Below are 24,269 nucleotides of genomic sequence, written 5' to 3'. Positions count from 1 at the left end.
GCCGGTGACGCCCCGCGGCGCGAGGGAGGCGGAGTGCGATGCCCGGTGCGCGATCCCCCGCCGGCCCGGACCTGCGCCCGCCGCCCTGCCCGGCCGCCGACGCGTCCGCCCGCGTCCGCGCCGGAATCCCCTGACACCACCGAATTCGCGCAACCCCAGAACCTGGCGGCCCGCGATGGCCGTCCCGGTCGTCCAGCGGCAGGAGGCTCGGTTGGTCACCCGGAGGAATCCCGCGGCGGTGGAGCGGTTGCCGGACGGGGCGGCGCTCGGACTGGCACTGCTGGTCGGCTCGGCGTTCGTGATGGTGCTGAACGAGACCGTGATGGCCGTGGGGCTGCCGTCGCTGGTCGCGGACCTGCGCATCGGCATCGCCACGGCGCAGTGGCTCTCCAGCGGCTTCCTGCTCACCATGGCGGTGGTCGTGCCGACCACCGGGTACCTGCTGCAGCGCTGCACCGTCCGCCAGGCCTTCGCGGCGGCGATGGGCCTGTTCAGCGCCGGGACGGCGCTGTGCGGCGGAGCGCCCGGGGTCGCGCCGCTGCTCGCGGGCCGGGTCGTGCAGGCCTCCGGGACGGCGATCATGGTACCGCTGCTGATGACCAGCATCCTCGCGATCGTCCCCACCTCGCGCCGCGGCCAGGTGATGGGCACGACGTCGATCGTGCTCGCCGTGGCGCCCGCCGTCGGACCCGCCGCGGCCGGGATCGTGCTGTCCGCACTGGGCTGGCGGTGGATGTTCTGGCTCGTGCTGCCGATCGGGCTGTTGGCGCTCGGCGCGGGGCTGCGCTCGCTGCACATCGCGAACACCACGTCGCGGGTGCGGCTGGACGTGGTCTCGGTGCTGCTGGCCGCCGTCGCGTTCTCCACGCTCGTGTACGGGCTGACCGCCTCCGCCGCCACCGATCCGTCCACATCGGACTCCACGGGTTCGGGCCCGGCGTGGCCGTGGATCGTGCTCGGCACCGCGCTGGTCGTGGTGTTCGTCGTCCGGCAGGTCCGGTTGCAGCGCACCGGGCGGGCGCTGCTGGACCTGCGGGCGTGCGGGGTGCGGGACTACTCGGTCCCGCTGGTGCTCAGCGTCGCCGGGTACATGGCGCTGTTCAGCGCGGTGATCCTGCTGCCGTTCTACGTGCAGGTGGTCCTCGGCCGCGATTCGCTCGTCGCGGGACTGGTCGTGCTGCCCGGTGGGGTGGTGATGGGGCTGCTCGGGCCACCGGTGGGGCGCGCCTACGACCGGTTCGGGGTGCGGGCGCTGGTGGTGCCCGCGTCGGTGCTGCTGTGCCTGAGCCTGTGGGCGTTCGCGGCGCTCGGCGGCGACAGCCCGGTCTGGCTGGTGGTGCTGCTGCACGTGCTGATGTCGGTCGGGCTGGCGCTGAACTTCACGCCGCTGGTGACCGATGCGCTCAGCGCGCTGCCCCGCTCCCTGCACTCGCACGGCAGCGCCATCCTGACCACCTGCCAGCAGCTCGCCGCGGCCGCGGGGACCGCGCTGTTCGTGACGGTGATGACGCTGTGGTCGGCGCGCCCCGGCCAGCCGGACGAGGCGGGCGTCCGGGCGGCCTTCGTCGTCGCCGCCGCGCTGTCCACGCTGGTCCTCGCGGGCACCGCGCTGCTCCGCTCCCAGCGGCCCGCCGAGACCCCCGAACGCGCCGCCGACGAGCGCGGCACGCGGGACCGCACCGGCTAGCCCGGCGCCGATCGCCGCACCGCGGCGGCACCTCCAGCCGCTGGTGGGCGGTGCTCCTGCTGGTCTCCTCGATCACCGCGCGGGGCTCGCGGTGGAGTCGATCGCCGTCCTGCTCACCCCGCACCTGATGGCGGCCGGGCCGCTCCGCGGCGGTGGGCCCGCGCGCCGGGACTCACCGCGCGCTGAGCGGTCCGGTGGTGAAGCCCGCGCCCTGCCAACCCCAGCGGATCTCCCAGGTGGTGCGGGTGTCGTAGGCGTCCCGGGCGATCGGGTACGTGACCGTGGCGACCTGCCCCCAGTCCCGGTAGCGCGGATCGCGCGGCCCGAGCGGTTCGGTGGGGATCGGGGTGCGGCGGCCGACCTCGTCCACCCCGGCGAAGCTGCCGCCGATGTCCCGGTCGTACGCGGCGGTCCCGTCGAAGCCGAGCGACACCGGGGGGTTCAGCAACGCGGTCGGCGCCTGCGCGAGCCCGCCGCCGACGCGCGGCACGTCCCGCAGGCACGGCGCCACCCAGGTCATCGACCAGTCCACGTACACGTCCGGGCGGCCGGCGAGCAGGGCGCGCAGCGGGACCACGTCCAGCACGCGCGGCCCGGTCACGGCGAGCCAGCCGTCCCGGTCGGTGGTGCCGTCCGCGGCGACGACGCGGACCCGGTCGGCGCCGGGCGGGACGTCCTCGGCGATGAGCGTCCGCCAGCCGGGGTGCACCTGCGGGCGCTGCTCGATCTGCCGGTCCGCCGGGTATATCGGGCGCGCGTCCCGCTCGTCGCCGGAGTCGTCGAGGACGCGGGTGCCGAGCGGCCGCGGCTCGCCGTCGGGGGTGGAGCGGGCGAATTCCAGGGCGAGCCGGTCGCCGTCCCCGGTGCGCCCGGCCGCGGACACCGCGATCCGCTGGTCCGGGCCGAGCCGCGGGGCGGCGAACCACCCGCTGCGCAGCGAACCGGTGCTGATCGCCCCGCCGGTCAGGCTCGTCCACCGCTGCGGTCCCGCGCCCGCGGGCGCGGGGCTGCCACCGCCGGTGAAGCCGGTGAGCTCATCGTCGCCCTCCGCGCGCGCCAGCACGCCACCCGGCGCATCCGCGTTGATCACGACGTCGTCGACGATGCCGCAGCCGCCCCCGGACGGCTCGCCCAGCAGCTGCCCGCCGACCGAGTGTCCGCCCGCGCGCGCGATCGGCGCCACCGCGAACGACACCAGCAGCACCAGCACGCCCGCCCCGGCCGCTGCGGTCGCCACCACCGCGGGCATCCGGGCGAGCATCCGGCGCGCCGCGTCCCGGCCGCCGAAGCGCGGCAGCAGCGCGCACCCCAGCAGCACGGCGACCAGCAGCACCCACGGCAGCGGGCCGTTCAACGGCCGCATCGGCAGCTCGTCGCGCGGCACCCCGAAGTGCGAGTGCAGGAAGTAGGTGTTGGTGCCTGCGAACGCCAGGCACGCGGCCGCGATCGCGGCGACGGTGCCGACCCCGCCGACCAGCAGGACCTCCCGCCGCGCCGACCACTCCCGCGCGCCCGCGCCGAGCAGCACGACCCCCGCGGTGAGCGCGATGGCGCCGAACCCGGCGAGCGCGCCGAAGTAGTGCGTCCACTTCGACGGCGTCAGCCACAGCAACGCCAACCCGATGCCGAGGCAGCCCAGCGGCAGCGGCACCAGCCGCATCCCCGGCAACCGGCGGGCCCCGCGCACCACCAGCAGCGTGGCGCAGCCCGCCACGGCGATCGTGAGCAGCACCGGCAGCCGCCGCGCCAGCCCGCCCTGGTAGTCGCCGAAGCCGAGCAGGTACTGGTACCGGCGGATCTCCTGGAACCAGCCGACGTCCGGCCCGTAGAACCGGTGCAGCGCGGTCGCCTGCCGCACCCCGAACCACGACTGGTCGGCGAACATCGCCACCAGCGCCACCGCGGCGAGGCAGCCGCCCACCGCGCACCAGCCCCACGGCGGCTCACCCCGCGCCCGCAGCCCGCGCAGGATCCGCGGCGCCAGCAGCAGCACCGGTGCCACCGCGGTCACCCCCACCGGGTTGACGGCGACGGTGAACCCGCCGGCCAGCGCGCCGAGCCCGAGCAGCAGCACGCTCGCCCCGCCCGGCCCGGCGGTGGCGCGCAGCACGCAGGTCAGCACCGCGGTAGTGCCCAGCGCGACGAACGGTTCCGGCCGCACCCCGAGGTCGAACGGCAGCCACCACACCAGCAGCGCCACCGCCAGCAGCACCCGGGTGCCGAGGTGCCGCGCGTGCGCGGGCAGCACCACCGGGAGCACCCCGCGGCTGAGCAGCAGCCAGGTGAGCAGCCCGGCGACCACGCTCGGCACCCGCAGCAGCAGCGGCGGGGCGTGCAGCGCCACCAACGGGCTGATCAGGTTCAGCACCAGGGTGAACGGCGCTTCGGAGGAGTTCTCCCACCGGTAGTAGTTGGTGAAGTCGCCGGTGATCAGCGCGTTGCGCACGATGCCTTCGGTGAACGAGTCGTCGGGGCTCAACGGGCCGAGCACCAGCCAGGCCGCGAAGACCACGAGCAGGGCGAGGTCGATGAGCAGGAGCGACCGGCGGGCCGGGCGTCCTCCACCCGTCGCAGCTCGGTCCGCGGTGGATTCGTCCGACGCGGAACCCCCGTCCGAGCCGCCGCCGGGCGGACCGGCTCCGCTCCGTCGGGCACCCCGCCGGTCCCCCACCACGAGCAGCGCCAGCGACGTGATCATCGCCGCGACCGCCACCCCGATCAGCACGATCTTCCCCGCGCTCGGCGTGCTCTGGAACCAGTCCGCGGTGCGCGCGGTCACCCGCGTCCCGGCCGCCGCCGCCGGGTCCAGGTCGGTGGCGAAGGCGAACACCTCGCGGACCTGCGCGCCGGGCAGGTCGATCGTCTCCGCGCCGAGGCGCAGCACGCCGCCGTCCGCACCGGCGTCGAGGGTCAGCCCGCAGTCGCCCGCCGGCACCGGCCCGCGGTGGACCTGCTCGCCACCGACGAGCACCAGCACCGATCCGTCCGCGGCGGACACCGCGAATCCCTCGGTCGGCCTGCCGGGCAGCGCGCTGCTCACCAACGTGGTGGCGGTCCCGCGCGCGAGCCCGGCCCGCACCGCCGAGCACGGGACCTCGACCCGCACGTGCTCCGGCCGGTACGGCACGAAGAACGCGGTGGTCGACTCCACGGGCCGCCCGGCCTGCGGCCAGTCCACGGTGGTGCGCTCGGTGGCGACCGGCGCGAACGGGAGCGCGAGCGCGGCGAGCACGCCGAGCCCCCCGACGAGCAGGGCGATCTTGGTGAGCGCGGGAACCCGGCGCTCTTCCCCGGTGGCGGTCACGACGTCCTTCCTGCGGGATCGGTTGCGTTCTCCCGTTCGGAGCCACCACGGCCCCGGACTGCCCTGGACAGCAGCCGCACGACCCACCAGCCGAGGCTGAGGCCGAACAGGACCGCCGTCACCAGCAGCCAGTTGCCCAGGTAGGGCTCCAGGTCCTGGCCCGTCGCCGCCGCGCGGTCGGCGGCGCCGAGCCCGAGGATCCCCGGGCAGAACACCAGGAACAGCAGGCCGCTGCCCAGCGCGGGCAGCCGGACGTGGTTCACCCCGGCCGGGTGCGTTCCCCGGAACGCCCCGGTCAGCGCCCGGTCGCCGAGCGCGTACAGCGGCAGCAGCACCGCGTCGTGCGCGACGGCGGCGGCGACGAACCACAGCAGCACCGACGGCACTTCCGGCTCGTCGCCCAGCAGCCGGAAGGCGTACCAGGTGAGCGCGAAGCTGCCCAGCAGCACCGAGAACCGGAACGGGTCGGTGCCGAGCAGGCGGGTCACGCGGCGCACGGTTCACCTCCTCCGGAACGAGATCGACGCCACCCACTTGGTGTTGAGCACCCCGGGCAGCGCGGGCACGATCACCCGCGCCGGGAACCCGTGGTCCGGGCTCAGGTCCACCCCGTTGACGCGCAGCGCGAGCAGCGCGTCCGGGTCGAGCACCTGCCCGGCGTGCAGGGTCGCGGCGGCGAACGCACCCCCGGTCTCCAGGGAGCGCACGTGCGCCGAGGCGGGTTCGGGCACCCCGGCGAACCGGGCGAGCTCGGCCAGCGGCACCCCGGTCCAGCGCTGGGTGGTCGACCAGCCCTCGACGCAGGCGATGGGCAGTTCGGCGGTGCGCTGCGGCAGCGCGAGCAGCCGGGCGCGGTCCAGCTCGACCGGTTCGGCACCGCCGAGCAGCCGCAGCCGCCACCGCGACCCGGTGCTCGCGGCGGCGATGCCCGCGGCGGCGGCCGTGCGGTTCACCTGGAACCCGTTCGGGCCCGGCCCGTCCCGGTAGCGCGGCGACAGCAGCGCGGTGCGCCGCGCGCCGTCGAAGGTCTGCCCGGCGGTGAGCAGCCCGATCAGCGCGGAACCGCCCGCGACGACGGCCAGGAAACCGCGCCTGCTCATCGTGGCCGCCGCGGGCCGCACCGGCGCCAGGTCGTCGTGCCCGCCTCGGTGGCGCAGCGCCCGCACAGCGGCGGGCAGCTTCAGCGCGACGTGCGCGGCGAAGGACCCGATGAACACCCAGGCGCCCCAGTAGTGCGCGGTGTAGAAGCTGAACGGGAACGCGTAGTAGTACTGCACGTTCAGCACGCCGGTGCCCAGCTCGAACAGCACGCTGCCCACCAGCAGCAGCAACGACAGCCGCTCCAGCGCCCGCGCCGGCGAGGTCACCGGCGGCCAGGCGAACAGCTTCGGGATCACCGACCACAGCTTCGCCAGCACCACCGGCACCAGCACCAGTCCGAGCAGCACGTGCACGCCCTGGTTCAACCGGTACAGCCAGGCCGGGCGGGTCGGCCAGTCGAACAGCGGCAGCCGCAACCACCCGGTCTCCGCGGGCATCGCCTGCCCGAACCGAGGACCGTAGGCGACGTAGGACAGCAGGCCGGTGAGGACGACGATCGGCAGCGCGACCAGCAGCACCATCCCGAGCACCGAGGTCAGCCGGATGCCGCGCAGCGGGCTGCGCCACGTCCGGGAACGCCCGAACCCGGGCGGCCGGAACCGCTCCCACCTGCTCGACCCGTCGTCGAGCCGCCGTCCGAAGCGCACTGCGGAACTCCTCACCACGTCTCCCGCGGTGCCCCGAGGACGGCGGTCTCGCGGGCCCCACCGGAAAAAAGTGGAACCGGGACCAATCCGCCCGCCGGGTGGCACCGAATACCCGTGGGAAAAGGCAATGAGCAGTGGGAATTCCGGTGCCGGAGCTTCGCCAACGTAACACGTCCCCCACGCCGGGGACCGCAGTCGAGGACGGTGGAATGACGGTCAGCGTCGATGTGATCCTGCCGTGCCGGGACGAGGAGGCCGCGCTCCCCGGAGTGCTCGCCGGCCTGCCCGCCGCGCACGGCTACCGAGCGCTCGTGGTGGACAACGGCTCCGCCGACGCCACCGCGGCGGTCGCCGCCGAGCACGGCGCCACCGTGATCTCCGAGGCGCGACCCGGGTACGGCGCCGCCGTGCACGCCGGGCTGGAGCACTCCGGGGCCGAGGTCGTCGTCTTCGTGGACGCCGACGGTTCGATGCGCCTGGACGAGCTGCCGCGGCTGGTGGAGCTGCTGCTGCGCGGGGACGCGGACCTGGTGGTGGGCCGCCGGGTCGCGGCCGAGCGCGGCGCGTTCCCGTGGCACGCGCGGCTGGGCAACGCGGCGCTCGCCGGGATGCTGCGCAGGCAGGGGCTGCCGGTGCGCGATCTCGCGCCGCTGCGCGTGGCCTGGCGCGATCGGCTGCTGGACCTGGGCGTCACCGACCGCGGTTTCGGCTATCCGCTGGAGCTGCTGGTCCGCGCCGCCCGGGCCGACTGGCGGGTCGAGGAGGTCCCGGTCGACTACTACCCGCGCGCCGCCGGAACCCGCTCCAAGGTGACCGGTTCGGTGCGCGGCACCGCGCGGGCGGTGCGCGACATGGCCCGGGTGCTGCGATGAGCCGCGGCGTGCTGCTCGTCGTCGCGAAAGCACCGGTGCCGCGGCGCGCGAAGACCCGGCTCAGCCCACCGGCCTCGGCGGAGCAGGCGGCGGCGATCGCGGCGGCCGGGCTGCTGGACACCCTCGACGCGGCGGCCGGAACCGGTCTGCCGACGGTGGTCGCCTGGACCGGGGAGACCGCGGCGGCGGCCCGGCGCGACGAGGTCCGGGCCGCGCTGGCGCGGGTGCGGGTCGTCGAGCAGCGCGGCGACGGGTTCGCCGAGCGGCTCGTCGCCGCGCACGCGGACACCGGGGCGCTGCACCCGGGCGAGCCGATCCTGCAGATCGGGATGGACACCCCGCAGCTCACCCCGCGGCTGCTCACCCGGTCCCTGGACCGGCTCGGCGGCTCCGCACCGCCGGACGCCGTGCTCGGTGCGGCGGCGGACGGCGGCTGGTGGGCGCTGGGCGTGCGCCGCGCGGAGCACGCGGCGGCGCTGCGGGACGTGCCGATGTCCACCGGAGAGACCGGCTCGCGCACGCTGGCGGCGTTGCGGGACCGCGGGCTGCGCGTCGAACCGCTGCCCGCGATGTCCGATGTGGACACCATGTCCGATGCCACCTCGGTCGCCGCGGCCATTCCCGCCTCCCGGTTCGCCGCGGCCGGCGCCGCCGTGCCGGTGGAGCGCGAGCGGTGACGGCCGCGTTCGACCCGGTGTACGGCGCCGACACCTGCTGGCTGGAGATGGACCCGGGCCCGCCCGAACTGCTGCACCCGCGGCGGTGGTCGGACGAACCGGGAGCGGCCGACGAACTGGTCCTGCGCCGATGTCGCGGCGCGACGCTGGACGTCGGCTGCGGACCCGGCCGGATGACCGGCGGGCTGGTGCGGCGCGGGCGCACCGCGCTGGGCGTCGACGTCTCCGCCGACGCCGTGTGCCGGACCATGCTGCGCGGCGCGCACGCGTTCCACGGCGACGTGTTCGGCCCGCTGCCCGGCGAAGGCCGCTGGGAGCACGTGCTGCTGCTCGACGGCAACCTCGGCATCGGCGGCGATCCGCGCGCCCTGCTGCGCCGCGCCACCGAACTGATCACCGGCACCGGCAGCGTGCTCGTCGAAGCGCACCCGCCCGGCGTGGGGCTGTGCGCGGGACGGGCCCGGGTGCCCGGCGGCAGCTGGTTCCCGTGGGCGCGGGTCGGCGTCGACGCGCTGCACGGGCTCGCGGCCGCGGCGCGGCTGCGAGTGCGGTGGCACGCCCGCCTCGGGCGGCGCAGGCTCGCCGAGCTGGTGCGGCAGTGATCTCCGGGGACGCCCGGAGGACCGGAACGTGGAGAGGAGAACCGAACATGCGGGTACTGGTCACGGGTGGCGCGGGCTTCATCGGATCGCACGTCGCCGACCGGCTGCGCGCCGACGGGCACGAAGTGCTGCTGGTCGACGCGCTGCTCCCGCAGGCGCACCGGACGCGCGCCATCCCCGAGCACCTCGGCGGCCACGGCCTGACCGTCGCGGACCTGCGCGACCCCGACATCGCCGACCACGTGGTGCGCGGGGTGGACGTGGTGTGCCACCACGCCGCCGTGGTGGGGCTGGAGACGGGGGTGGCCGACATGCCGGACTACGTGGCGCACAACGAGCTCGCCACCGCGCACCTGCTGGCGGCGATGGCCGAGCACCGGGTGCGCAGGTTGGTGCTGGCCGGCTCGATGGTCGTCTACGGCGAGGGCCGCTACCGCTGCGCGCGGCACGACGTCGTGCAGCCCGGACCGCGGCGGCAGGAGGACCTGGACGCGGGCATGTTCGAGCCGCGATGTCCGCGGTGCGACGAGCCGCTCGTGCGCGGGACCGTGCCGGAGGACGCCCCGCTGGACCCGCGCAGCACCTACGCGGCCACCAAGCTCGCGCAGGAGAACCTGGCCGCGTTGTGGGCGCGGGACACCGGGGCGTCCGCGATCGCGTTGCGCTACCACAACGTCTACGGGCCGCGGATGCCGCGGAACACGCCCTACGCCGGGGTGGCCTCGCTGTTCCGCTCCAGCCTCGCCCGCGGCGAGGCGCCGGTGGTGTTCGAGGACGGCGCGCAGACCCGCGACTTCGTGCACGTCGGCGACGTGGCGGCGGCGAACGCGCTGGCCGCCGCGCAGGAGCGGACCGGGTTCCGCGCCTACAACGTGTGCTCCGGTGATCCGCGCACCATCGCCGAGGTGGCGGACGCGCTGGCCGCGGCCGACGGCGGGCCGGAACCGCGCATCAGCGGGCGCTACCGGCTCGGCGACGTGCGGCACGTCGTCGCCGACCCGTCCCGCGCGGCGAGCGAGCTCGGTTTCACTGCGGAGGTCCCGTTCGGCACGGGCATGAAGGAGTTCGCCACCGCCCCGCTGCGCGCCTGACCGCCCCCACCCGCGAGCGAGCAACCCAGGCCGCCCCGCGGCCGTGAACCAGCCCGGCGGGTCCTACCGCTTTCCTGTCAGCGGCGAAGCCGCTGAGCCGCCGACCACCCGATCAACCGAACCACCCGCGGGTTCTCAGCTGCTTCCTCGCGAGGACAGCGTTTTCTCATGTGGCGGAGCCACCTGTGAAGACGATCCCGCAGCGAGGGAGAAGCTGAGGTTCCGCCACCCGACCACGACGCGAACCGAGTGAGAAAACCAAAAAGTCACGGTTCCCGGGCGATCACGACCGCGATCCACAGGTCGGCGCGGCCGGCCGCGGTGTCCACGTCGCGGCCGGTGAGCTCCTCGATGCGGGCGATCCGCTTGCGCAGCGTATTGCGGTGGATCCCCAGCTCGTCGGCGGCGGGCTGCCAGTGGCCGAGGTGCGCCAGGTAGGTGTGCAGCGTCCGCAGCAACTCGGGTTCCGCGACGAGGTCGCGCAGGATCGAGGCCGCCAGCGCGCGGGCCGCGTGGTCGGGCAGCCCGGCGCGGACGCTGCCGCGGAACCGCTCGTCCCAGTCGACGACCGCCCGGTCCGCGGCGGCCAGCGCGGTGCGGGCGGCGGCGTCGCTGGTGCGCGCGTCGGCGACGGGGACGGCGGGGCCGACGCCCACCCCGGCGCGCAGACCGGCGAGCAGGTCGGCGACCTCGCGGGCCGCACCGTCGGCCACCAGCAGCGCGATGTTCCCGTCGGCCGGGGCCGTGGTCAGCACCTCCGGGTGCTCGCGGGCCAGGCGCTCGCGGGCCCCGGCGGGGACCCCGGAGGCGCGCAGCACCCGCACGGTCCGCGGCGGCACCGGGCTTCCTTCGAGCAGGGCCGCGACCCCGGCGCCCGCGTCGACCGCCCCGTCCAGCACCAGCGCCGCCGCCTGGTCCCGCAACCGCAGCTCGGCGTCGGCGGCGGCCCGGGATCGTTCGGCGTCGAGGGTCAGCAGCGCGACCGTGGACACCAGCACCGCGCGCAGCACCGCGTCCAGCGGTCCTGGGGCCAACAGCACCAGGAACGGTCCGTCGACGCCGGCACCGAGCGGCTGCACCACGGTGGTGCCCTCGGCGCCGGTCTCGGTGACGGCTCCGGCTCCGCCGCCGGAGCGCAACGTCCCCAGCGCGCGCCGCGCCGCGTCCGGCAGCCGGAACCGGGCCGGGACCAGCGGCGTCCCGGCCGCGTCGACCAGTCCGGCGCTGCCCCGCGCGGCCCGGCCGAGCACACCGAGCACCCGCGCCGGGCCGTCCTTGCGGGAGATCACCCGGGTCAGCTCCTGCTGCACGCGCAGCGCCGACACGGTGGACTCGCGCTCCTGATCCGCGAGCAGCCCGGCGACGGCTTTGCTCACCGCGATGAAGGGCGTCGCCTCCGGCACCACGACCAGGCCGAGCCCCGCCGCGCGCGCCGCCTCGACCAGGGCCCGCGGGACCTCGGCGTGCGAGAGGCCGGTGCCGAACCCGAGCGCCGCCACCCCGGCGCGGTCGATCCGCCGCACGTAGGCCGCCCAGTCCTGGCGCACCAGCCCGGTGGTCAGCAGCAGCTCGCCGCCCTCCAGGTACCGGTCCGGGTCGGTGAGTTCGCTGGTCGTCACCCACCGAAGCGGGCGTTCGGCAGCCGGTTCGACGATCACGCGCAGCGCCAGTTCGGGGATCGCGACGACGTCGTCCAGGCTCAGCACGGTGGCAGTGTTGCACACCCGAGCACGCCTGCCTGTCGGGTTCGCACACTCACCACGGCGCGCCGAGCGGCCTAGCGTCGGAGACGTCCCGTCCCCGCCGCCGCGAAGGAGCCTCGCATGACCGCATCCGCCCCGTCCCCCGAGCTGATCGGCGGTCCCGGTCTCCCCCAGCGGCGCGAGCTGCGCACCGAGGTCCCCGGCCCGCTGTCCCGCGAACTCGCCGCGCGCCGTTCGGCCGCGGTCTCCGCCGGGGTGTCCTCGACGCTGCCGGTCTACGCGGCGGCGGCCGGCGGCGGCGTGCTGGTCGACGTGGACGGCAACTCGTTCGTCGACCTCGGCTCCGGCATCGCGGTCACCACGGTCGGCAACTCGGCGCCGAAGGTGGTCGCGGCCGCGTCCGACCAGCTGGTCCGGTTCACCCACACCTGCGCGATGATCACCCCGTACGAGAGCTACGTGCGGCTCGCCGAGGAACTCGCCGCGATCACCCCGGGAGACCACGAGAAGCGCACCGCGCTGTTCAACACCGGCTCCGAGGCCGTCGAGAACGCGGTGAAGATCGCCCGCTGCGCGACCGGCCGGACCGGGATCGCGGTCGTGGACCACGCCTACCACGGGCGCACGAACCTGACGATGGCGCTGACCGCGAAGAACAAGCCGTACAAGGACGGGTTCGGCCCGTTCGCGGCCGACGTGCACCGCGCCCCCACCTCCTACCCGTTCCGGGACGACGCCGGGCTGTCCGGCGCCGAGGCCGCGAAGCGCACCACCGACTACCTGGAGCGCACCGCCGGAGCCGACCGGCTGGCGGCGCTGGTGATCGAGCCGATCCAGGGCGAGGGCGGTTTCATCGTGCCCGCGCCGGGATTCCTCGCCGAACTGGCCCGCTGGTGCCGCGCGAACGGGATCGTGTTCGTCGCCGACGAGGTGCAGACCGGGGTCGCGCGCACCGGCTCCTGGTTCGCCACCGACCACGAGGACGTCGTCCCGGACCTGATCACCACCGCGAAGGGCCTCGGCGGCGGGCTGCCGATCGCCGCGGTCACCGGCCGGGCGGAGCTGATGGACGCGGTGCCGGCGGGCGGCCTCGGCGGCACCTACGGCGGCAACCCGGTGGCCTGCGCCGCCGCGCTGGCCGCGCTGGAGACGATCCGCGAGGACGGTCTCGTCGCCCGCGCCGCCGCGATCGGCGAGCAGGCGACCGCCCGGCTGCGCGCGCTCGCCGACGCCGACTCCGTCATCGGCGAGGTCCGCGGCCGCGGCGCCATGATCGCCGTCGAGTTCGTGCGCCCGGGCGGCACCGAGCCGGACGCGGCGCTGGCGAAGGCCGTCGCCGACCACTGCCACCGCACCGGCGTGCTCGTGCTGACCTGCGGCTCGTTCGGCAATGTGATCCGGCTGCTGCCGCCGCTGACCATCCCCGACGAGCTGCTGCACGACGGGCTGGACGTGCTCGCCGACGCCCTCGCGCAGTCCTGATCCCCTTCCCCCGACGAGGAGTCCCCATGACGCTCTTCCAGCCGTCCCCGCTGTTCATCGGCGGCAAGCCCACCCCCACCGCGGACGAGTTCGCGGTGCACGACCCGGCGACCGGCATCGAGATCGCCCGCGTCTCCGACGCCGACGAGTCGCATGCCGCGGCCGCCGCGGACACCGCCGCCGAGGCGCTGCCCGACTGGGCCGCGACCCCGCCCCGCCGCCGCGCCGAGATCCTCGCGGCGACCCGCGAGCTGGCGCTGGACAGCGCCGACGAGCTCGCCGAGCTGATCAGCCGCGAGTCCGGGAAGGCCGCCGCGGACGCCCGCGCGGAGGTCTCGTACGCGGCGGAGTTCTTCCGCTGGTTCGCCGAAGAAGCGGTCCGCCCGGACGGCCGGTTCGAGACCTCCCCCGACGGCCGCTCCACCACGGTGGTCACCGCGCAGCCGGTCGGGGTGGCGCTGCTGATCACGCCGTGGAACTTCCCGGCGGCCATGATCACCCGCAAGGTCGCACCGGCGCTGGCGGCGGGCTGCACCGCGGTGCTCAAGCCCGCCGCGGAGACCCCGCTGACCGCGCTGGCGATCCGCGATCTGCTGGTCGAGGCGGGTGCGCCGCAGGACGTGCTGACCGTGCTGCCGAGCACCCGGGCCGACGCGATCAGCCGGGTGCTGCTGGCGCACGACGCGGTCCGCAAGCTCTCCTTCACCGGCTCCACCGGGGTCGGGCGGCACCTGCTCGGCCTCGCCGCCGGGCGGGTGGTGAACAGCTCGATGGAGCTCGGCGGCAACGCCCCGTTCGTCGTGTGCGCCGACGCCGACATCGACGCCGCCGTGCAGGGCGCGCTGATCGCGAAGCTGCGCAACGCGGGGCAGGCCTGCACGGCCGCCAACCGGTTCCTGGTGCACGAGGACGTCGCCGACGAGTTCGCCGAGTCCTTCGCCGACGCCGTCGCGCGGCTGCGGGTCGGACCGGCCGCCGAGCCGGGCACCGACATCGGCCCGCTGATCGACGACCGCGCGGTGCGCCGCGTCGCCGGGCTCGTCGCCGACGCGGTGGAGCGCGGGGCGCGGATCGTGCGGGAGCCGGTCGAGGTGCCTGCCACCGGTTCGTTCTCCGCGCCGGTGGTGCTGGCCGGGGTGCCGGACGACGCCGCCGTGCTGCACGAGGAGATCTTCGGCCCGGTCGCGCCGATCCGGACCTGGAGCGGCACCGACGAGCTGGTGGCGGTGGCCAACGCGACCGAGTACGGCCTCGCCGGGTACGTCTACGCCGGGGACACCGGCCGGGCGCTGGAGATCGGCCGCCGCGTGCAGTGCGGCATGGTCGGGGTCAACCGCGGTGTCGTCTCGGACCCGTCGGCGCCGTTCGGCGGGATGAAGCAGAGCGGACTCGGCCGCGAGGGCGCGCAGGAGGGGATCCGGGCCTTCCAGGAGACCCAGTTCCTCAGCGTCAGCTGAGGAACTGGCCCGGTTCCGCTCCCGTTGCGTAGGGGGCGGGTGGCGGAACCTCAGCGGTTTCCTCGCTGCGGGATCGATTTCACAGGTGGCTCCGCCACATGAGAAATCGCTGTCCCCGCGAGGAAACCGCTGAGAACCCGCTGCGGTGCCGGTGTCTTGGGTGGTCGGCGGCTCAGCGGCTGCGCCGCTGACAGGACAACGACACGGCCCGCCGGGCAGGTTCAGAGACGGGCAGTCAGCTGCTTCCTCGCTGCGGGGTCGTTTTCACCGGTGGCTTCGCTGCTGACAGGAGAACGACACGACCCGCCTGGGCGGTTGGAAGTGGGTGCGCTTCTGATGCGGGGGCCGGTCAGCCGAGGGCTTCGCCTATTTCGATCGCCGCGTCGCGGACCAGGGCGCCGAGCTCGGTGAAGCGCGCGGCGGGAACGCGGTCCCGCGGCCCCCAGATGCTCACGATCGCGGCCGGGCGGCGCCGTACGTCGAGGACCGGCGCCGACACCCCGCACACGTGCGATTCGAGTTCGCCGTCCGCCCCGCTGTAGCCCTGCTCGCGGATCTCGGCGAGTTCGGCCAGCAGCGCGTCCCGATCGGTGCGGGTGCTCTCGGTGTACTCGGCCAGCGGTGTGTCCAGCAGCGATTCGACCTCCGGCTGCGGCAGCCAGGCCAGCAGCGCCTTGCCCGCGGAGGTGGCGTGGATCGGCACGTGCTGCCCGAGCCAGCGGGCGCTGAGCACCGCCTGCGGTGCCACTTCGTCCACGTAGGTCAGCCCGAGCCGCTGGGCGACCGCGAGGTTCGCCGTCTCCCCCGTCTCACGGCTGAGCCGTTCGAGGGTGCCGTGCGCGCGGCGAACCAGCCCGTCCACGCCGGCGGTCGCCGCCATCCTGCTGATCGCGAACCCGATCGCGTAGCGGTTGTTCACCGGGTCCCGCTCCACTAGCCCGTGGTGTTCGAGGGTGGCCAGCAGCCGCCACGCGGTGGCCCGGTTCAGCCCGCAGTCGGCGGCCAGGTCGGGGGCGGAGCGGCCTTCCGGTGATCCGGCGGAGACCGCGTTGAGCAGGGCCACCGCGCGGTCGAGGGACTGCACCCGTCCGGCCGCCCGGGACTGCTCCTCCTGGGTGTGCGCCGCTTCCACGCTCATGCCCCCACCCTAGTGATCCGCCCGGGCGATCCCGTCGCCGCTCCGATGCCCGCGCCTGCTTTCGGGCGACGGTCCTTGACCGCGCCGCACCCGCCACCCTAACGTCACACATCGCGAACATCCGACGCACATTGTGAGACGCCGATGGATCGAGTGGTCACCCCCTACGAAGGCTCCGGGCACCGGCCCTGGGACGACGCGGCGCCGGTCCCGGCCCCGCTGCGGCTGCACGAGACGATCGTCGACCCGCGGTGGGTCGACTACAACGGACACCTGAGCGAGTCCTGCTACCTGCTGGTGTTCGGCGATTCCGCCGACGCCTTCTTCCGCTACCTCGGCATCGACGAGCGGTACCGGGCGAGCGGGCGGTCGCTGTACACCGCCGACACCCAACTGCACCACGACCGCGAGGTCGCCGAGGGCGAACCGATCGCGCTGAGCCTCCGGCTGCTGGACCACGACGCGAAGCGGCTGCACCTGTTCCACGAGATGCACCACGCCGGTTCCGGGCTGCTGCTGGCCACCGCCGAGCAGCTGCTCGTGCACGTCGACACCGAGCGCGGCCGCTCCTGCGAGCTGCCCGTCGAACTCCGGGACCGGCTGAGCGCGATCCACCGAGCCCACCAGGACCTCCCGGTCCCCGGCCGCGTCGGGCGGCCGATGGGAATCCGGCGCTGACCAGCGAGGAGCACACCGTGGACTTCGAACTCACCGACGAGCAGCAGGCCATCGTCGAGACCGCCCGGAAGTTCGTCAGCACCGAACTGGTGCCGCACGAGGACGAGGTGGAGCGGCTGGACGAGGTGCCCGCCGAGCTCGCCGCCCGCATCCGCGCCAAGGCCGTCGCATCCGGGCTGTACGCGCCGAACATGCCCGCCGAGCTCGGCGGTGGCGGGCTGGACGCCGTCGGCCTGGCCCTGGTCGAACGCGAACTCGGCCGCACCGGGTACGCGTTGCAGGCGCTGGTGGCGCGGCCCGGCAACATCCTGCAGGCCTGCGCGGGCGAGCAGCGGGAGCGCTACCTGCTGCCCACCATCCGCGGCGAGCGCACCGACTGCCTGGCGATGACCGAACCCGGGGCGGGCTCCGACGTCCGCTCGATGAGCACCCGGGCGGTGCGCGAGGGCGACGAGTACGTGCTCACCGGCACCAAGCACTTCATCAGCCACGCGGACGTCGCCGACTTCGTGGTGCTGTTCGCGAGCACCGGCGTCGAGCGGAGCGAGCGCGGCCCGCGGAACCTGATCACCGCGTTCCTGGTGGACCTGGACACCCCCGGGCTGACGGTGACCCGCGGCTCGGCCTGCGTGTCGCACCGCGGCTACCACCAGTGCGAGCTGGCCTTCGACGGTTGCCGGATCCCGGTGGCGCAGCGCCTCGGCGCCGAAGGGACGGGGTTCGAGCTGATGGGCGAATGGCTCGGCGCGAGCAGGCTCAGCGTCGCCGCGACCAGCGTCGGCCGGGCCCGGCGGGTGCTGGAGATGACCACGTCCTGGGCGGCCGAGCGCGAGCAGTTCGGCCGGAACATCGGGCGCTTCCAGGGGGTGTCGTTCCCGCTCGCCGACATGGCCACCGAGCTGGAGGCCGCGGAACTGCTCACCTTGCGGGCCGCCGCGAAGCTCGACCGGGGCGCGATGTCGGACCGGGACGCGGCGATGGCCAAGCTGTTCTCCACCGAGGCGCTGGCCCGCATCACCGACGGCGCGGTGCAGGTCTTCGGCGGCGCCGGGTTGATGTCCGAGCTGCCGGTCGAGCGCTTCTGGCGCGATGCGCGGGTGGAGCGGATCTGGGACGGCACCAGCGAGATCCAGCGGCACATCATCTCGCGTTCGCTGCTGCGGCCGCTGGGCGGTTGACCTCCATCCACTGTGGACGATTCAGCACCGCGAGGAGCTCGACATGACGACCGAGTCCACATCGGACACGACAGGGCGCGGCCTGCACCGCCTGCTGGCGCCCCGGCACGTCGCCGTCTACGGCGGAGCCGCGGCCGCCGCGGCGATCCGGCAGAGCCGCAAGATCGGCTTCGCCGGGCGGATCACGCCGGTGCACCCCCGGCGGGCCGAGATCGACGGGATTCCCTGCGTCCGCAGCACCGCCGAACTCCCGGAAGCACCGGACGCCGCGTTCCTCGCGGTGCCGCCTGCGGCCACCGTGACCACCGTCCGCGAGCTGGCCGCGCGCGGCGCCGGGGGCGTGGTCTGCCATGCCTCGGGATTCGCCGAGCACGACGCCGCCGGGGCCGCGCTGCAGCGGTCCCTGGTGGCGGCGGCGGGCGGGATGCCGCTGATCGGGCCGAACTGCCTGGGCGTGCTCAACTACCTGGACGGCGCGGCGCTGTGGCCGGAGGAGCACGGCGGGCACCGGGTGGACCGGGGCGTCGCGGTGATCGCGCAGAGCGGCACCGTCGGGCAGAACCTGACCATGCAGCGCCGGTCCCTGCCGCTCGCGCAGCTCGTCGCGCTCGGCAACGGCGCGGTCACCGCCGTCGCCGAGCTGATCGACGCCGCGCTGGACGATCCGCGGATCACCGCGATCGGGCTGCACCTGGAGGGCGTGGACGACGTCGCCGGGCTGTCCCGCGCCGGGCTCCGCGCGCTGCGCCGCGGCGTGCCGATCGTGGTGCTCAAGACCGGGAGTTCCGCGGCCGGGGCGCGCACGACGTTGAGCCACACCAGTTCGCTGGCCGGTTCGGACGAGCTGTGCGACGCCCTGTTCCGGCGGGTCGGGATGGCGCGGGTGCGGCACGTCAGCACCTTCGTGGAGGCGCTGAAGTTCCTGCACGCCAACGGTCCGCTCCCCGGTCGGCGCATCACTTCGGCGAGCGCCTCCGGCGGTGAGGCCGCGCTGCTCGCGGACCTCGCCGAGCGGGCCGGGCTGGAACTGCCCGAATTCCCCGCCGCGGTGCAGCGCCGGATGCGGACGTTGCTCGGCGAGCGGGTGTCGGTGGCGAACCCGCTCGACTACCACACCTACATCTGGGGCGACCGGGACGCGCAGACCGCCTGCTTCACCGAGCTGTTCCGCGCGGGCGTCGACTGCCACCTGCTGCTGGCCGATTTTCCGCGCGGCGACCGCTGCGAAGAGGCGACCTGGGACATCGCCGTCGAGGCGTTCGGCGCGGCGCACGCCACCGACCCGGGCCCGGCCTGCGTGGTGAGCTCGTTGCCGGAGGGGCTGCCGGAACCGGTGCGGGACCGGTTGCTGGCCACCGGGATCGCGCCGATGCAGGGCACCGCGGACTGCGCCGCCGCGCTCGCCGCCGCCGCGGACATCGGTGCGGCGCAGCGGAATCCGGACCCGCCCGCACCGCTGGAACCGGTTCCGCAGCTGGGTGGCCGGGACCGGTTGCTGGACGAACCCACCGGCAAGCGCGTGCTCGCCGCCCGCGGCGTGACCGTCCCGGACGGGCGCGTGGTGTCCGAACCGGAAGCCCCGGCAGCGGCCGCCGAACTCGGCTTCCCCGTCGTGGTCAAAGCGGTCTCGGCCGATCTGGCGCACAAGTCCGACGCGGGCGGGGTCCGGCTCGGCCTGACCGACCGGGAGCAGGTGCGGGCGGCGGTGGCGGCGATGTCCGGGCTCGCCGACCGGTTCCTGGTCGAGCGGATGGTCGGCGGCGCCGTCGCCGAGCTGATCGTCGGGGTGCGCCGCGACCCGCGGTTCGGCCCGGCGCTGACCGTCGGCGCCGGTGGCGTGCTGGTCGAGCTGGTGCGCGACGCGGTGACGCTGCTGCTGCCGGTCACCCGGGCGGAGATCCGCACCGCGCTGGCGGAGTTGCGGATCTGGCCGCTGCTGACCGGGTTCCGCGGCCCCGCCGCCGACGTGGACGCGGTGGTGGACGCGGTCGCCGCCATCGCCGAGCACGCCCGCGCCGACCCGCGGCTGCTCGAACTCGACGTGAACCCGCTGCTGGCGCTCCCGCACGGCGCCGTCGCGGTCGACGTGCTGGTGCGGGAGGCGAGGAGTTCCGATGACTGACCCGGTGCGCACCGACGTCCACGACGGCGTCCTGACGATCACCCTGGACCGGCCCTCGGCGAACGCCGTCGACGTGCCCACCAGCCGCGCGCTGCATGCGGCGTTCGACCGGCTGCACCGGGACGACGCGCTGCGCGTCGCGGTGCTGACCGGTGGCGGGGACCGCTTCTTCTCCGCGGGCTGGGACCTCAAGGCGGCCGCGGCGGGCGAGGCCGTGGACGCCGACCACGGGCCGGGCGGGTTCGCCGGGCTCACCGAGTTCTTCGCGCTCGACAAGCCGGTGATCGCCGCGGTGAACGGGCTCGCGCTCGGCGGCGGCTTCGAACTCGCGCTGGCCGCCGACCTCGTCGTCGCCGCCGACCACGCCGAGTTCGCGCTGCCCGAGGCGACGCTGGGCATCGTCCCCGATTCCGGCGGCGTGCTGCGCCTCCCGCAACGGCTGCCGCGGGCGATCGCCGCGGAACTGCTGCTCACCGGGCGCCGGATGACCGCGGCGGAAGCGCACCGGTACGGCCTGATCAACCGGGTCGTGCCCGCCGCCGACTTGCTCGCCGAAGCCGACGGGCTCGCGCGCCGAATCTGCGCGGCCGCACCGCTCGCGGTCACCGCCATCAAGGAGATCACCCGCCGAACCGCCGCCCTCGACGTCGAAGCCGGCCAGCGGCTGCTGCGCGGCGACGCGCTCCCGCACTACCGGGCGGCGCTCACCTCCGCGGACGCCGAAGAAGGCCCCCGCGCCTTCGCCGAACGCCGACCACCCCGGTGGACCGGCCGCTGACCCGAGCGCGGCGCGGCCTCGGTGACCTTGAGCTGCTCACCGGGGAGCACGGCGCCCCCGAACGGCTCGGGCTGGCGGTCATCGGCACCGTCCGGCGCCTCGAACTCCACTGAGTTGCTCCAGCAGCAACGGAGGTTGCCACTGTCGCGCCGGGCGGCGAGGATCGTGGCATGAGCGGTGAGAACGCGTCGGCGGTGCACCGGGCGATGGCGATCCTGCAGGCGCTGGGCGAACCGGCATCCGGCGAGGCGGGCGGGCTCGGTGTCGTCGAGATCGCCCGTCGCGTCGGCAAGGAGAAGTCCCAGGTGTCCCGGGCGCTGCGCGCGCTGGAGGAGACGGGGATGGTCGACCGGGATCCGGAGACGCTCGGCTACCGCCTCGGGTGGCGGGTGTTCACGATGGCCGACCAGGCCGGGCACCAGCGGCTGCTCGCCGAGGCACCCCCGGTGCTGCGACGGCTGCGGACCACGACGAACGAACGCGTCTACCTGACGGTGCCGTCCGGGGACGCGGCGCTCACCGTGCTGTCCGAGACACCGGCGCGCACCGTGCAGACCACCGACTGGGTGGGGCAGCGCAGCTCGCTGCACCGCAGCGCCACCGGCCGGGCGCTGCTGCTGGACCACCGGGACGACGAGCTCGAGGCCATGTTCGCCGACGCCCCCTTCGACACCGGCGGACCGCGAGCACCGCGGGACGTCGCCGGAGTGATCTCCCGGCTGCACGAGGCGCGCGAGCGCGGCTACGCGGTCTCCCGCGACGAGTTCGAGGAGGGCCTGGTCGCGGCCGCCGCACCGGTCCGCGACTTCCGCGGGCGGATCGTCGCCGCGGTGAACGTGTCCGCACCGACCTTCCGCCTCGCCCGGAACCTGGACCGCGCCGGACGGCTGGTGCGCGACGCCGCCGACCGGATCTCGCGGGCCGTGTCCGGAGCACCACCGGGCGACCGGGACTGATCGGCGGCCGGGTCCCGGCACGTCCGGCACCCCGGCACGTCCGACAGATCGACACATCCGACAGCGGAGCCCACCGCTCCGCCGATGCGGCACGTCCCGAAGCGGCGCGCCGCCCGAACGGGAGCGAATTCGGGTGCCACTGCGCCGAAAACCCGTCCTGCCCGACACGATCGCGCGGCACCGCGGCGCGTTCGCCCTGTCCGCGGAGCACGGGGTCACCGACTTCTACCAAGGCGTGGTGCCCGCGCTGGTGCCGCTGCTGGTCGCGGAGCGCGGCTACGACTACGCCCACGCAGGTGGCGTGGTGCTCGCCGCGACGCTGGTGTCCTCGTTGGCCCAGCCGCTGTTCGGGGTCCTGGCGGATCGCGGACCGGCGCTGGGCCGGGTCCGGGCGGTGGGCTTGCTGCTCGCCGCGGCCGGGGTCGGAGCGGTCGGTTCGACCGCCTCGTACGCGGCGACCTGCGCCGCGCTGGTGCTCTCGGGGATCGGCGTCGCCGCCTACCACCCGGCGGCGGCGAAGGCCGTGCACCGCACCGGAACCGGCGATCGGGGCATGGGGTGGTTCACCTTCGGCGGTCTGGCCGGCTACGCGGCGGGCCCGGTCGCGGCCGGGGCGGTGCTGCTGCCGTTCGGGCTGGCGGCCACGCCGCTGCTGGCGGTGCCCGCGGTCGCCGCGGTCATCGTCGGCCGCTTCCGCGGCCGTTCCCCCGAACCGGGCGGCGAACCGGACGGCGAGTCCGGGGCGCTGGTGGCCGGCCTCAACAGGTGGCGGGAGTTCGGCTGGTTGACGCTGATCATCGTGCTGCGGTCGGTGCTGTTCTACGGGGTGAGCACCTTCCTGGTGCTGTCCGTCGCGGACCGCCTCGGCGCGACGCCGAGCACCGCATCGCTGGCTCTGGTCCTGTTCTCCGGTGCCGGGGCGCTGTCGACCTTGGCGGGCGGCGGACTGGTCGAGCGGTTCGGGCGGCTCACCGTGCTCCGGGTGAGCCACGTGACCGGCCTGCTGCTGCTCGGCTGCCTGATCACCGCGCCCGCGGTGCCGATCGCGCTGGTGGCCGCGGCCGCGCTCGGGGCGGCGGTGAACCTGCCGCTGCCGGTGCACACCACCCTCGGGCAGCACTACCTGCCGCGGAACCTGGGCGTGGCCGGGGCCGTCACCCTCGGCATCTCGGTCAGCAGCGGCGGGGCGGCGGTGCCCGCGCTGGGCGCGTTCGCCAACGTCCACGGCACCACCGCGGCGCTGGCCGTGCTGCTGCCGCTGCCCGCCCTCGCGACCGCGTTGACCGCGTTCCTCCGCGACCCCGCCGAGCAGGCCGATCAGTGAGGGGCCGCGGTGGGCTCGGACCGCATCCGCGCCTCCTCGACGGCACCGTCCTATCAGGACTTCATGAGCTCGGCCGGCCCGCACCGCACGGGGGCAACCAGGACGGTGCCGGGCCGGGTGCGCGGAGGCCGCACCCCGGCCCTGTGTTCAGCTCGCGGCGGGGACGTCGGCCGCGGTGATGTCCAGGTCGGACAGCAGGGTGCGGAGCTGTTCGGTGCCCGCCGCGTCGAGCGGTTGCAGCGGCAGCCGCGGCACCCCGGTGTCCACGCCGAGCTCGGCGAACCCGGACTTGACCGCGGTGGGCAGCCCGCGGGCGAGGATGAACTCCAGCAGCGGCAACAACTTCCCGGAGATCTGCCGCGCCCGGCCGAGCTCCCCGTCGGCGACCGCCGGTGCAGGTCCAGGACCTGCCGCGGACACAGCGCGGGCGCCGCCGTGCACCAGCCGGTCGCCCCGGCCGCCAGCGCGAGGAACGCGAGCGGGTTGGACCCGTTGAAGAACGGGACCTCGCCGCCGCCGAGCCGGACGATGCGCTGCATACGGGTGATGTCGCCGCTGGACTCCTTGATCGCCACGACGTTCGGGATCGTCTCGACCAGGTCGACGAGGAATTCCGGGGGAAGGTCGATGCCGCTGGTCGCCGGGTTGTTGTAGACCATGATCGGCAGGTCGGTGCTGGCGCCGACCGCGGCGACGTGCGCGCGGACCTCGTCGGGGGCGAGCTTCCAGTAGGACATCGGCAGCACCATCACCATGTCGGCGCCGAGCCGCGCCGACGCGCGCGAGGACGGGGCGCGGCACACCCCGCCGGACAGCTCGCCCTACACCGGACTGGCCAGGCGGATGGCGGGCAAGCAGATGCTGCCGTTCGTGCTGCACCCGACGGCGACCTCCGCGCAGTGCACCTTCCGCGAGCACGACGGCGACGAGTTCGTGCTGGTGCTGCGCGGCCGGGTCGAGCTCCGCTTCCCGGACCGCACCGAGGTGCTCGGCACCGGCGACTCGGCGTACTTCCTGGGCGGCCAGCCGCACCACTTCCGCTCGGTCGACGAGGGACCGGCCGAACTCCTCGCCGTCATCGCCGGAACCCCCGGTTAGGTGGCACGCCGTCCGCTCAGATCGCGACCGAGCGGATTTCCCCGCGGCGAGGCGGGAGCATAACTCGTCCACAACGGACTGAGGAGTAGCGGGTCGTCGCGGCCACGACCTCCGACGGCGCGGCGCGAGCAGTGCGCGCCCGCGCGCTTCCCGCACGGGCGGCCCGTCCAGCGCGGTGAGGCGGCCCGGGCTCCCGCGCAGGTGCCGCGCGGAAGCCCGGGCCGGGTCAGCGACCGCGCCCCGGCCGCCGCGGATCCGCCGCGACAGGACGGCGCGGGCGGGCCCGGGGGGGGGGGGCGGCCCCCCCCCCCGGGGCCCCCCGGCCCCCCCGCGGGCGGGGGGGGCGGGGCGCCCGCCCCGCCGCGGCCCCGAGG

The 24,269-nt window shown here is 75.2% G+C and carries 20 protein-coding genes and 1 pseudogene; 15 read left to right on the top strand and 6 right to left on the bottom strand.

From position 1 onward, the window contains the following. The first annotated feature begins 211 nt into the window (after nucleotides 1-211). A complete protein-coding gene (locus tag LCD35_RS00950) occupies nucleotides 212-1,687 on the top strand; it encodes a DHA2 family efflux MFS transporter permease subunit (RefSeq protein ID WP_224965885.1) in 1,476 nt (491 codons plus the stop codon). A gap of 172 nt (nucleotides 1,688-1,859) precedes the next feature. Here the strand turns inward: LCD35_RS00950 and LCD35_RS00945 are convergent, their stop codons facing one another. From LCD35_RS00945 to LCD35_RS00935, 3 genes are read right to left on the bottom strand one after another with little or no spacing between them, the layout of a single operon-like run. After that, a complete protein-coding gene (locus tag LCD35_RS00945) occupies nucleotides 1,860-4,991 on the bottom strand; it encodes an arabinosyltransferase domain-containing protein (protein ID WP_224957311.1) in 3,132 nt (1,043 codons plus the stop codon). Further along, on the bottom strand, nucleotides 4,988-5,488 hold the full coding sequence (locus LCD35_RS00940) for a hypothetical protein (protein WP_224957309.1): 501 nt from the start codon (nucleotides 5,486-5,488) through the stop codon (nucleotides 4,988-4,990). Before LCD35_RS00940 ends, LCD35_RS00945 begins: the two co-directional genes overlap by 4 nt. Nucleotides 5,489-5,491: 3 nt before the next feature. Next, nucleotides 5,492-6,739 carry a molybdopterin-dependent oxidoreductase gene (locus tag LCD35_RS00935; RefSeq protein ID WP_224957307.1) on the bottom strand — a complete coding sequence of 416 codons (1,248 nt, stop codon included), beginning with the start codon at nucleotides 6,737-6,739 and terminating at the stop codon, nucleotides 5,492-5,494. 209 nt (nucleotides 6,740-6,948) lie between these two features. On the opposite strand from LCD35_RS00935, the gene LCD35_RS00930 reads away from it, so the two are divergent. The 4 genes from LCD35_RS00930 to LCD35_RS00915 are packed head-to-tail and all read left to right on the top strand — an operon-like array spanning nucleotide 6,949 to nucleotide 9,981. Next, nucleotides 6,949-7,611, top strand: a complete 663-nt coding sequence (locus tag LCD35_RS00930) for a glycosyltransferase family 2 protein (RefSeq protein ID WP_224965884.1) — start codon at nucleotides 6,949-6,951, stop codon at nucleotides 7,609-7,611. Continuing rightward, the gene (locus LCD35_RS00925; protein WP_225043579.1) at nucleotides 7,608-8,288 is read left to right on the top strand and encodes a DUF2064 domain-containing protein; all 681 of its coding nucleotides are present in this window, start codon (nucleotides 7,608-7,610) and stop codon (nucleotides 8,286-8,288) included. Before LCD35_RS00930 ends, LCD35_RS00925 begins: the two co-directional genes overlap by 4 nt. Next, complete coding sequence (locus LCD35_RS00920; RefSeq protein WP_224957303.1) at nucleotides 8,285-8,890, top strand: class I SAM-dependent methyltransferase; 606 nt, start codon at nucleotides 8,285-8,287, stop codon at nucleotides 8,888-8,890. Before LCD35_RS00925 ends, LCD35_RS00920 begins: the two co-directional genes overlap by 4 nt. 47 nt (nucleotides 8,891-8,937) lie before the next feature. Further along, nucleotides 8,938-9,981 (top strand): NAD(P)-dependent oxidoreductase, encoded by a 1,044-nt coding sequence (locus tag LCD35_RS00915; RefSeq protein WP_225043578.1) that lies wholly within the window; start codon nucleotides 8,938-8,940, stop codon nucleotides 9,979-9,981. 266 nt (nucleotides 9,982-10,247) lie between these two features. Here the strand turns inward: LCD35_RS00915 and LCD35_RS00910 are convergent, their stop codons facing one another. Continuing rightward, nucleotides 10,248-11,687, bottom strand: a complete 1,440-nt coding sequence (locus LCD35_RS00910) for a PucR family transcriptional regulator (RefSeq protein ID WP_225043577.1) — start codon at nucleotides 11,685-11,687, stop codon at nucleotides 10,248-10,250. A 117-nt stretch (nucleotides 11,688-11,804) separates the two neighbouring features. Between LCD35_RS00910 and gabT the strand changes: the two genes are divergently transcribed. Together gabT and LCD35_RS00900 are read left to right on the top strand one after the other, a co-directional pair. After that, nucleotides 11,805-13,166 (top strand): 4-aminobutyrate--2-oxoglutarate transaminase, encoded by a 1,362-nt coding sequence (gene gabT, locus LCD35_RS00905; protein ID WP_224977366.1) that lies wholly within the window; start codon nucleotides 11,805-11,807, stop codon nucleotides 13,164-13,166. A 26-nt stretch (nucleotides 13,167-13,192) separates the two neighbouring features. Further along, nucleotides 13,193-14,623 carry an NAD-dependent succinate-semialdehyde dehydrogenase gene (locus LCD35_RS00900; protein ID WP_225043576.1) on the top strand — a complete coding sequence of 477 codons (1,431 nt, stop codon included), beginning with the start codon at nucleotides 13,193-13,195 and terminating at the stop codon, nucleotides 14,621-14,623. A 349-nt stretch (nucleotides 14,624-14,972) separates the two neighbouring features. Here LCD35_RS00900 and LCD35_RS00895 read toward each other — a convergent pair whose 3' ends face one another. Beyond that, nucleotides 14,973-15,761, bottom strand: a complete 789-nt coding sequence (locus LCD35_RS00895; protein ID WP_224956370.1) for an IclR family transcriptional regulator — start codon at nucleotides 15,759-15,761, stop codon at nucleotides 14,973-14,975. Nucleotides 15,762-15,905: 144 nt separating this feature from the next. Here LCD35_RS00895 and LCD35_RS00890 point away from each other — a divergent pair, with 144 nt between their 5' ends. From LCD35_RS00890 to LCD35_RS00865, 7 genes are all read left to right on the top strand, one after another. Next, nucleotides 15,906-16,439, top strand: coding sequence for a thioesterase family protein (locus LCD35_RS00890; protein ID WP_225043575.1), 534 nt, complete (start codon nucleotides 15,906-15,908; stop codon nucleotides 16,437-16,439). A gap of 17 nt (nucleotides 16,440-16,456) precedes the next feature. After that, nucleotides 16,457-17,617 carry an acyl-CoA dehydrogenase family protein gene (locus LCD35_RS00885; RefSeq protein ID WP_224956367.1) on the top strand — a complete coding sequence of 387 codons (1,161 nt, stop codon included), beginning with the start codon at nucleotides 16,457-16,459 and terminating at the stop codon, nucleotides 17,615-17,617. Between the two features lie 43 nt (nucleotides 17,618-17,660). Beyond that, complete coding sequence (locus tag LCD35_RS00880; protein ID WP_225043574.1) at nucleotides 17,661-19,739, top strand: acetate--CoA ligase family protein; 2,079 nt, start codon at nucleotides 17,661-17,663, stop codon at nucleotides 19,737-19,739. Continuing rightward, entirely contained in the window at nucleotides 19,732-20,517 is a 786-nt protein-coding gene (locus LCD35_RS00875; RefSeq protein WP_225043573.1) for an enoyl-CoA hydratase-related protein, read from the top strand. Before LCD35_RS00880 ends, LCD35_RS00875 begins: the two co-directional genes overlap by 8 nt. Beyond that, nucleotides 20,502-20,630 (top strand): hypothetical protein, encoded by a 129-nt coding sequence (locus tag LCD35_RS29745; RefSeq protein ID WP_255614019.1) that lies wholly within the window; start codon nucleotides 20,502-20,504, stop codon nucleotides 20,628-20,630. The genes LCD35_RS00875 and LCD35_RS29745 overlap by 16 nt, the downstream gene beginning before the upstream one ends. A 57-nt stretch (nucleotides 20,631-20,687) precedes the next feature. Next, the gene (locus tag LCD35_RS00870) at nucleotides 20,688-21,473 is read left to right on the top strand and encodes an IclR family transcriptional regulator (RefSeq protein WP_225043572.1); all 786 of its coding nucleotides are present in this window, start codon (nucleotides 20,688-20,690) and stop codon (nucleotides 21,471-21,473) included. Nucleotides 21,474-21,606: 133 nt separating this feature from the next. Beyond that, complete coding sequence (locus LCD35_RS00865; RefSeq protein WP_225043571.1) at nucleotides 21,607-22,797, top strand: MFS transporter; 1,191 nt, start codon at nucleotides 21,607-21,609, stop codon at nucleotides 22,795-22,797. A 147-nt stretch (nucleotides 22,798-22,944) separates the two neighbouring features. Here LCD35_RS00865 and LCD35_RS30655 read toward each other — a convergent pair. Further along, nucleotides 22,945-23,534 (bottom strand): annotated as a pseudogene (locus tag LCD35_RS30655) (dihydrodipicolinate synthase family protein). A 16-nt stretch (nucleotides 23,535-23,550) separates the two neighbouring features. Here LCD35_RS30655 and LCD35_RS00855 point away from each other — a divergent pair. Continuing rightward, nucleotides 23,551-23,895, top strand: coding sequence for a cupin domain-containing protein (locus LCD35_RS00855; protein ID WP_225043570.1), 345 nt, complete (start codon nucleotides 23,551-23,553; stop codon nucleotides 23,893-23,895). Nucleotides 23,896-24,269: the final 374 nt, after the last annotated feature.

It is taken from the genome of Saccharopolyspora sp. 6V, from assembly GCF_020176785.1.
Classification (GTDB): domain Bacteria; phylum Actinomycetota; class Actinomycetes; order Mycobacteriales; family Pseudonocardiaceae; genus Saccharopolyspora_C; species Saccharopolyspora_C gregorii.
Note: the sequence above shows the minus strand (reverse complement) of the source record. Positions and strands in the feature narration are given on the sequence as shown.

Coding starts and splice junctions, on each gene's coding strand:
- LCD35_RS00930 (WP_224965884.1), top strand. CDS start 6,949: ATGACGGTCAGCGTCGATGTGATCCTGCCGTGCCGGGACGAGGAGGCC.
- LCD35_RS00925 (WP_225043579.1), top strand. CDS start 7,608: ATGAGCCGCGGCGTGCTGCTCGTCGTCGCGAAAGCACCGGTGCCGCGG.
- LCD35_RS00915 (WP_225043578.1), top strand. CDS start 8,938: ATGCGGGTACTGGTCACGGGTGGCGCGGGCTTCATCGGATCGCACGTC.
- gabT (WP_224977366.1), top strand. CDS start 11,805: ATGACCGCATCCGCCCCGTCCCCCGAGCTGATCGGCGGTCCCGGTCTC.
- LCD35_RS00900 (WP_225043576.1), top strand. CDS start 13,193: ATGACGCTCTTCCAGCCGTCCCCGCTGTTCATCGGCGGCAAGCCCACC.
- LCD35_RS00895 (WP_224956370.1), bottom strand. CDS start 15,761: ATGAGCGTGGAAGCGGCGCACACCCAGGAGGAGCAGTCCCGGGCGGCC.
- LCD35_RS00890 (WP_225043575.1), top strand. CDS start 15,906: ATGGATCGAGTGGTCACCCCCTACGAAGGCTCCGGGCACCGGCCCTGG.
- LCD35_RS00880 (WP_225043574.1), top strand. CDS start 17,661: ATGACGACCGAGTCCACATCGGACACGACAGGGCGCGGCCTGCACCGC.
- LCD35_RS00875 (WP_225043573.1), top strand. CDS start 19,732: ATGACTGACCCGGTGCGCACCGACGTCCACGACGGCGTCCTGACGATC.
- LCD35_RS00870 (WP_225043572.1), top strand. CDS start 20,688: ATGAGCGGTGAGAACGCGTCGGCGGTGCACCGGGCGATGGCGATCCTG.
- LCD35_RS00855 (WP_225043570.1), top strand. CDS start 23,551: ATGTCGGCGCCGAGCCGCGCCGACGCGCGCGAGGACGGGGCGCGGCAC.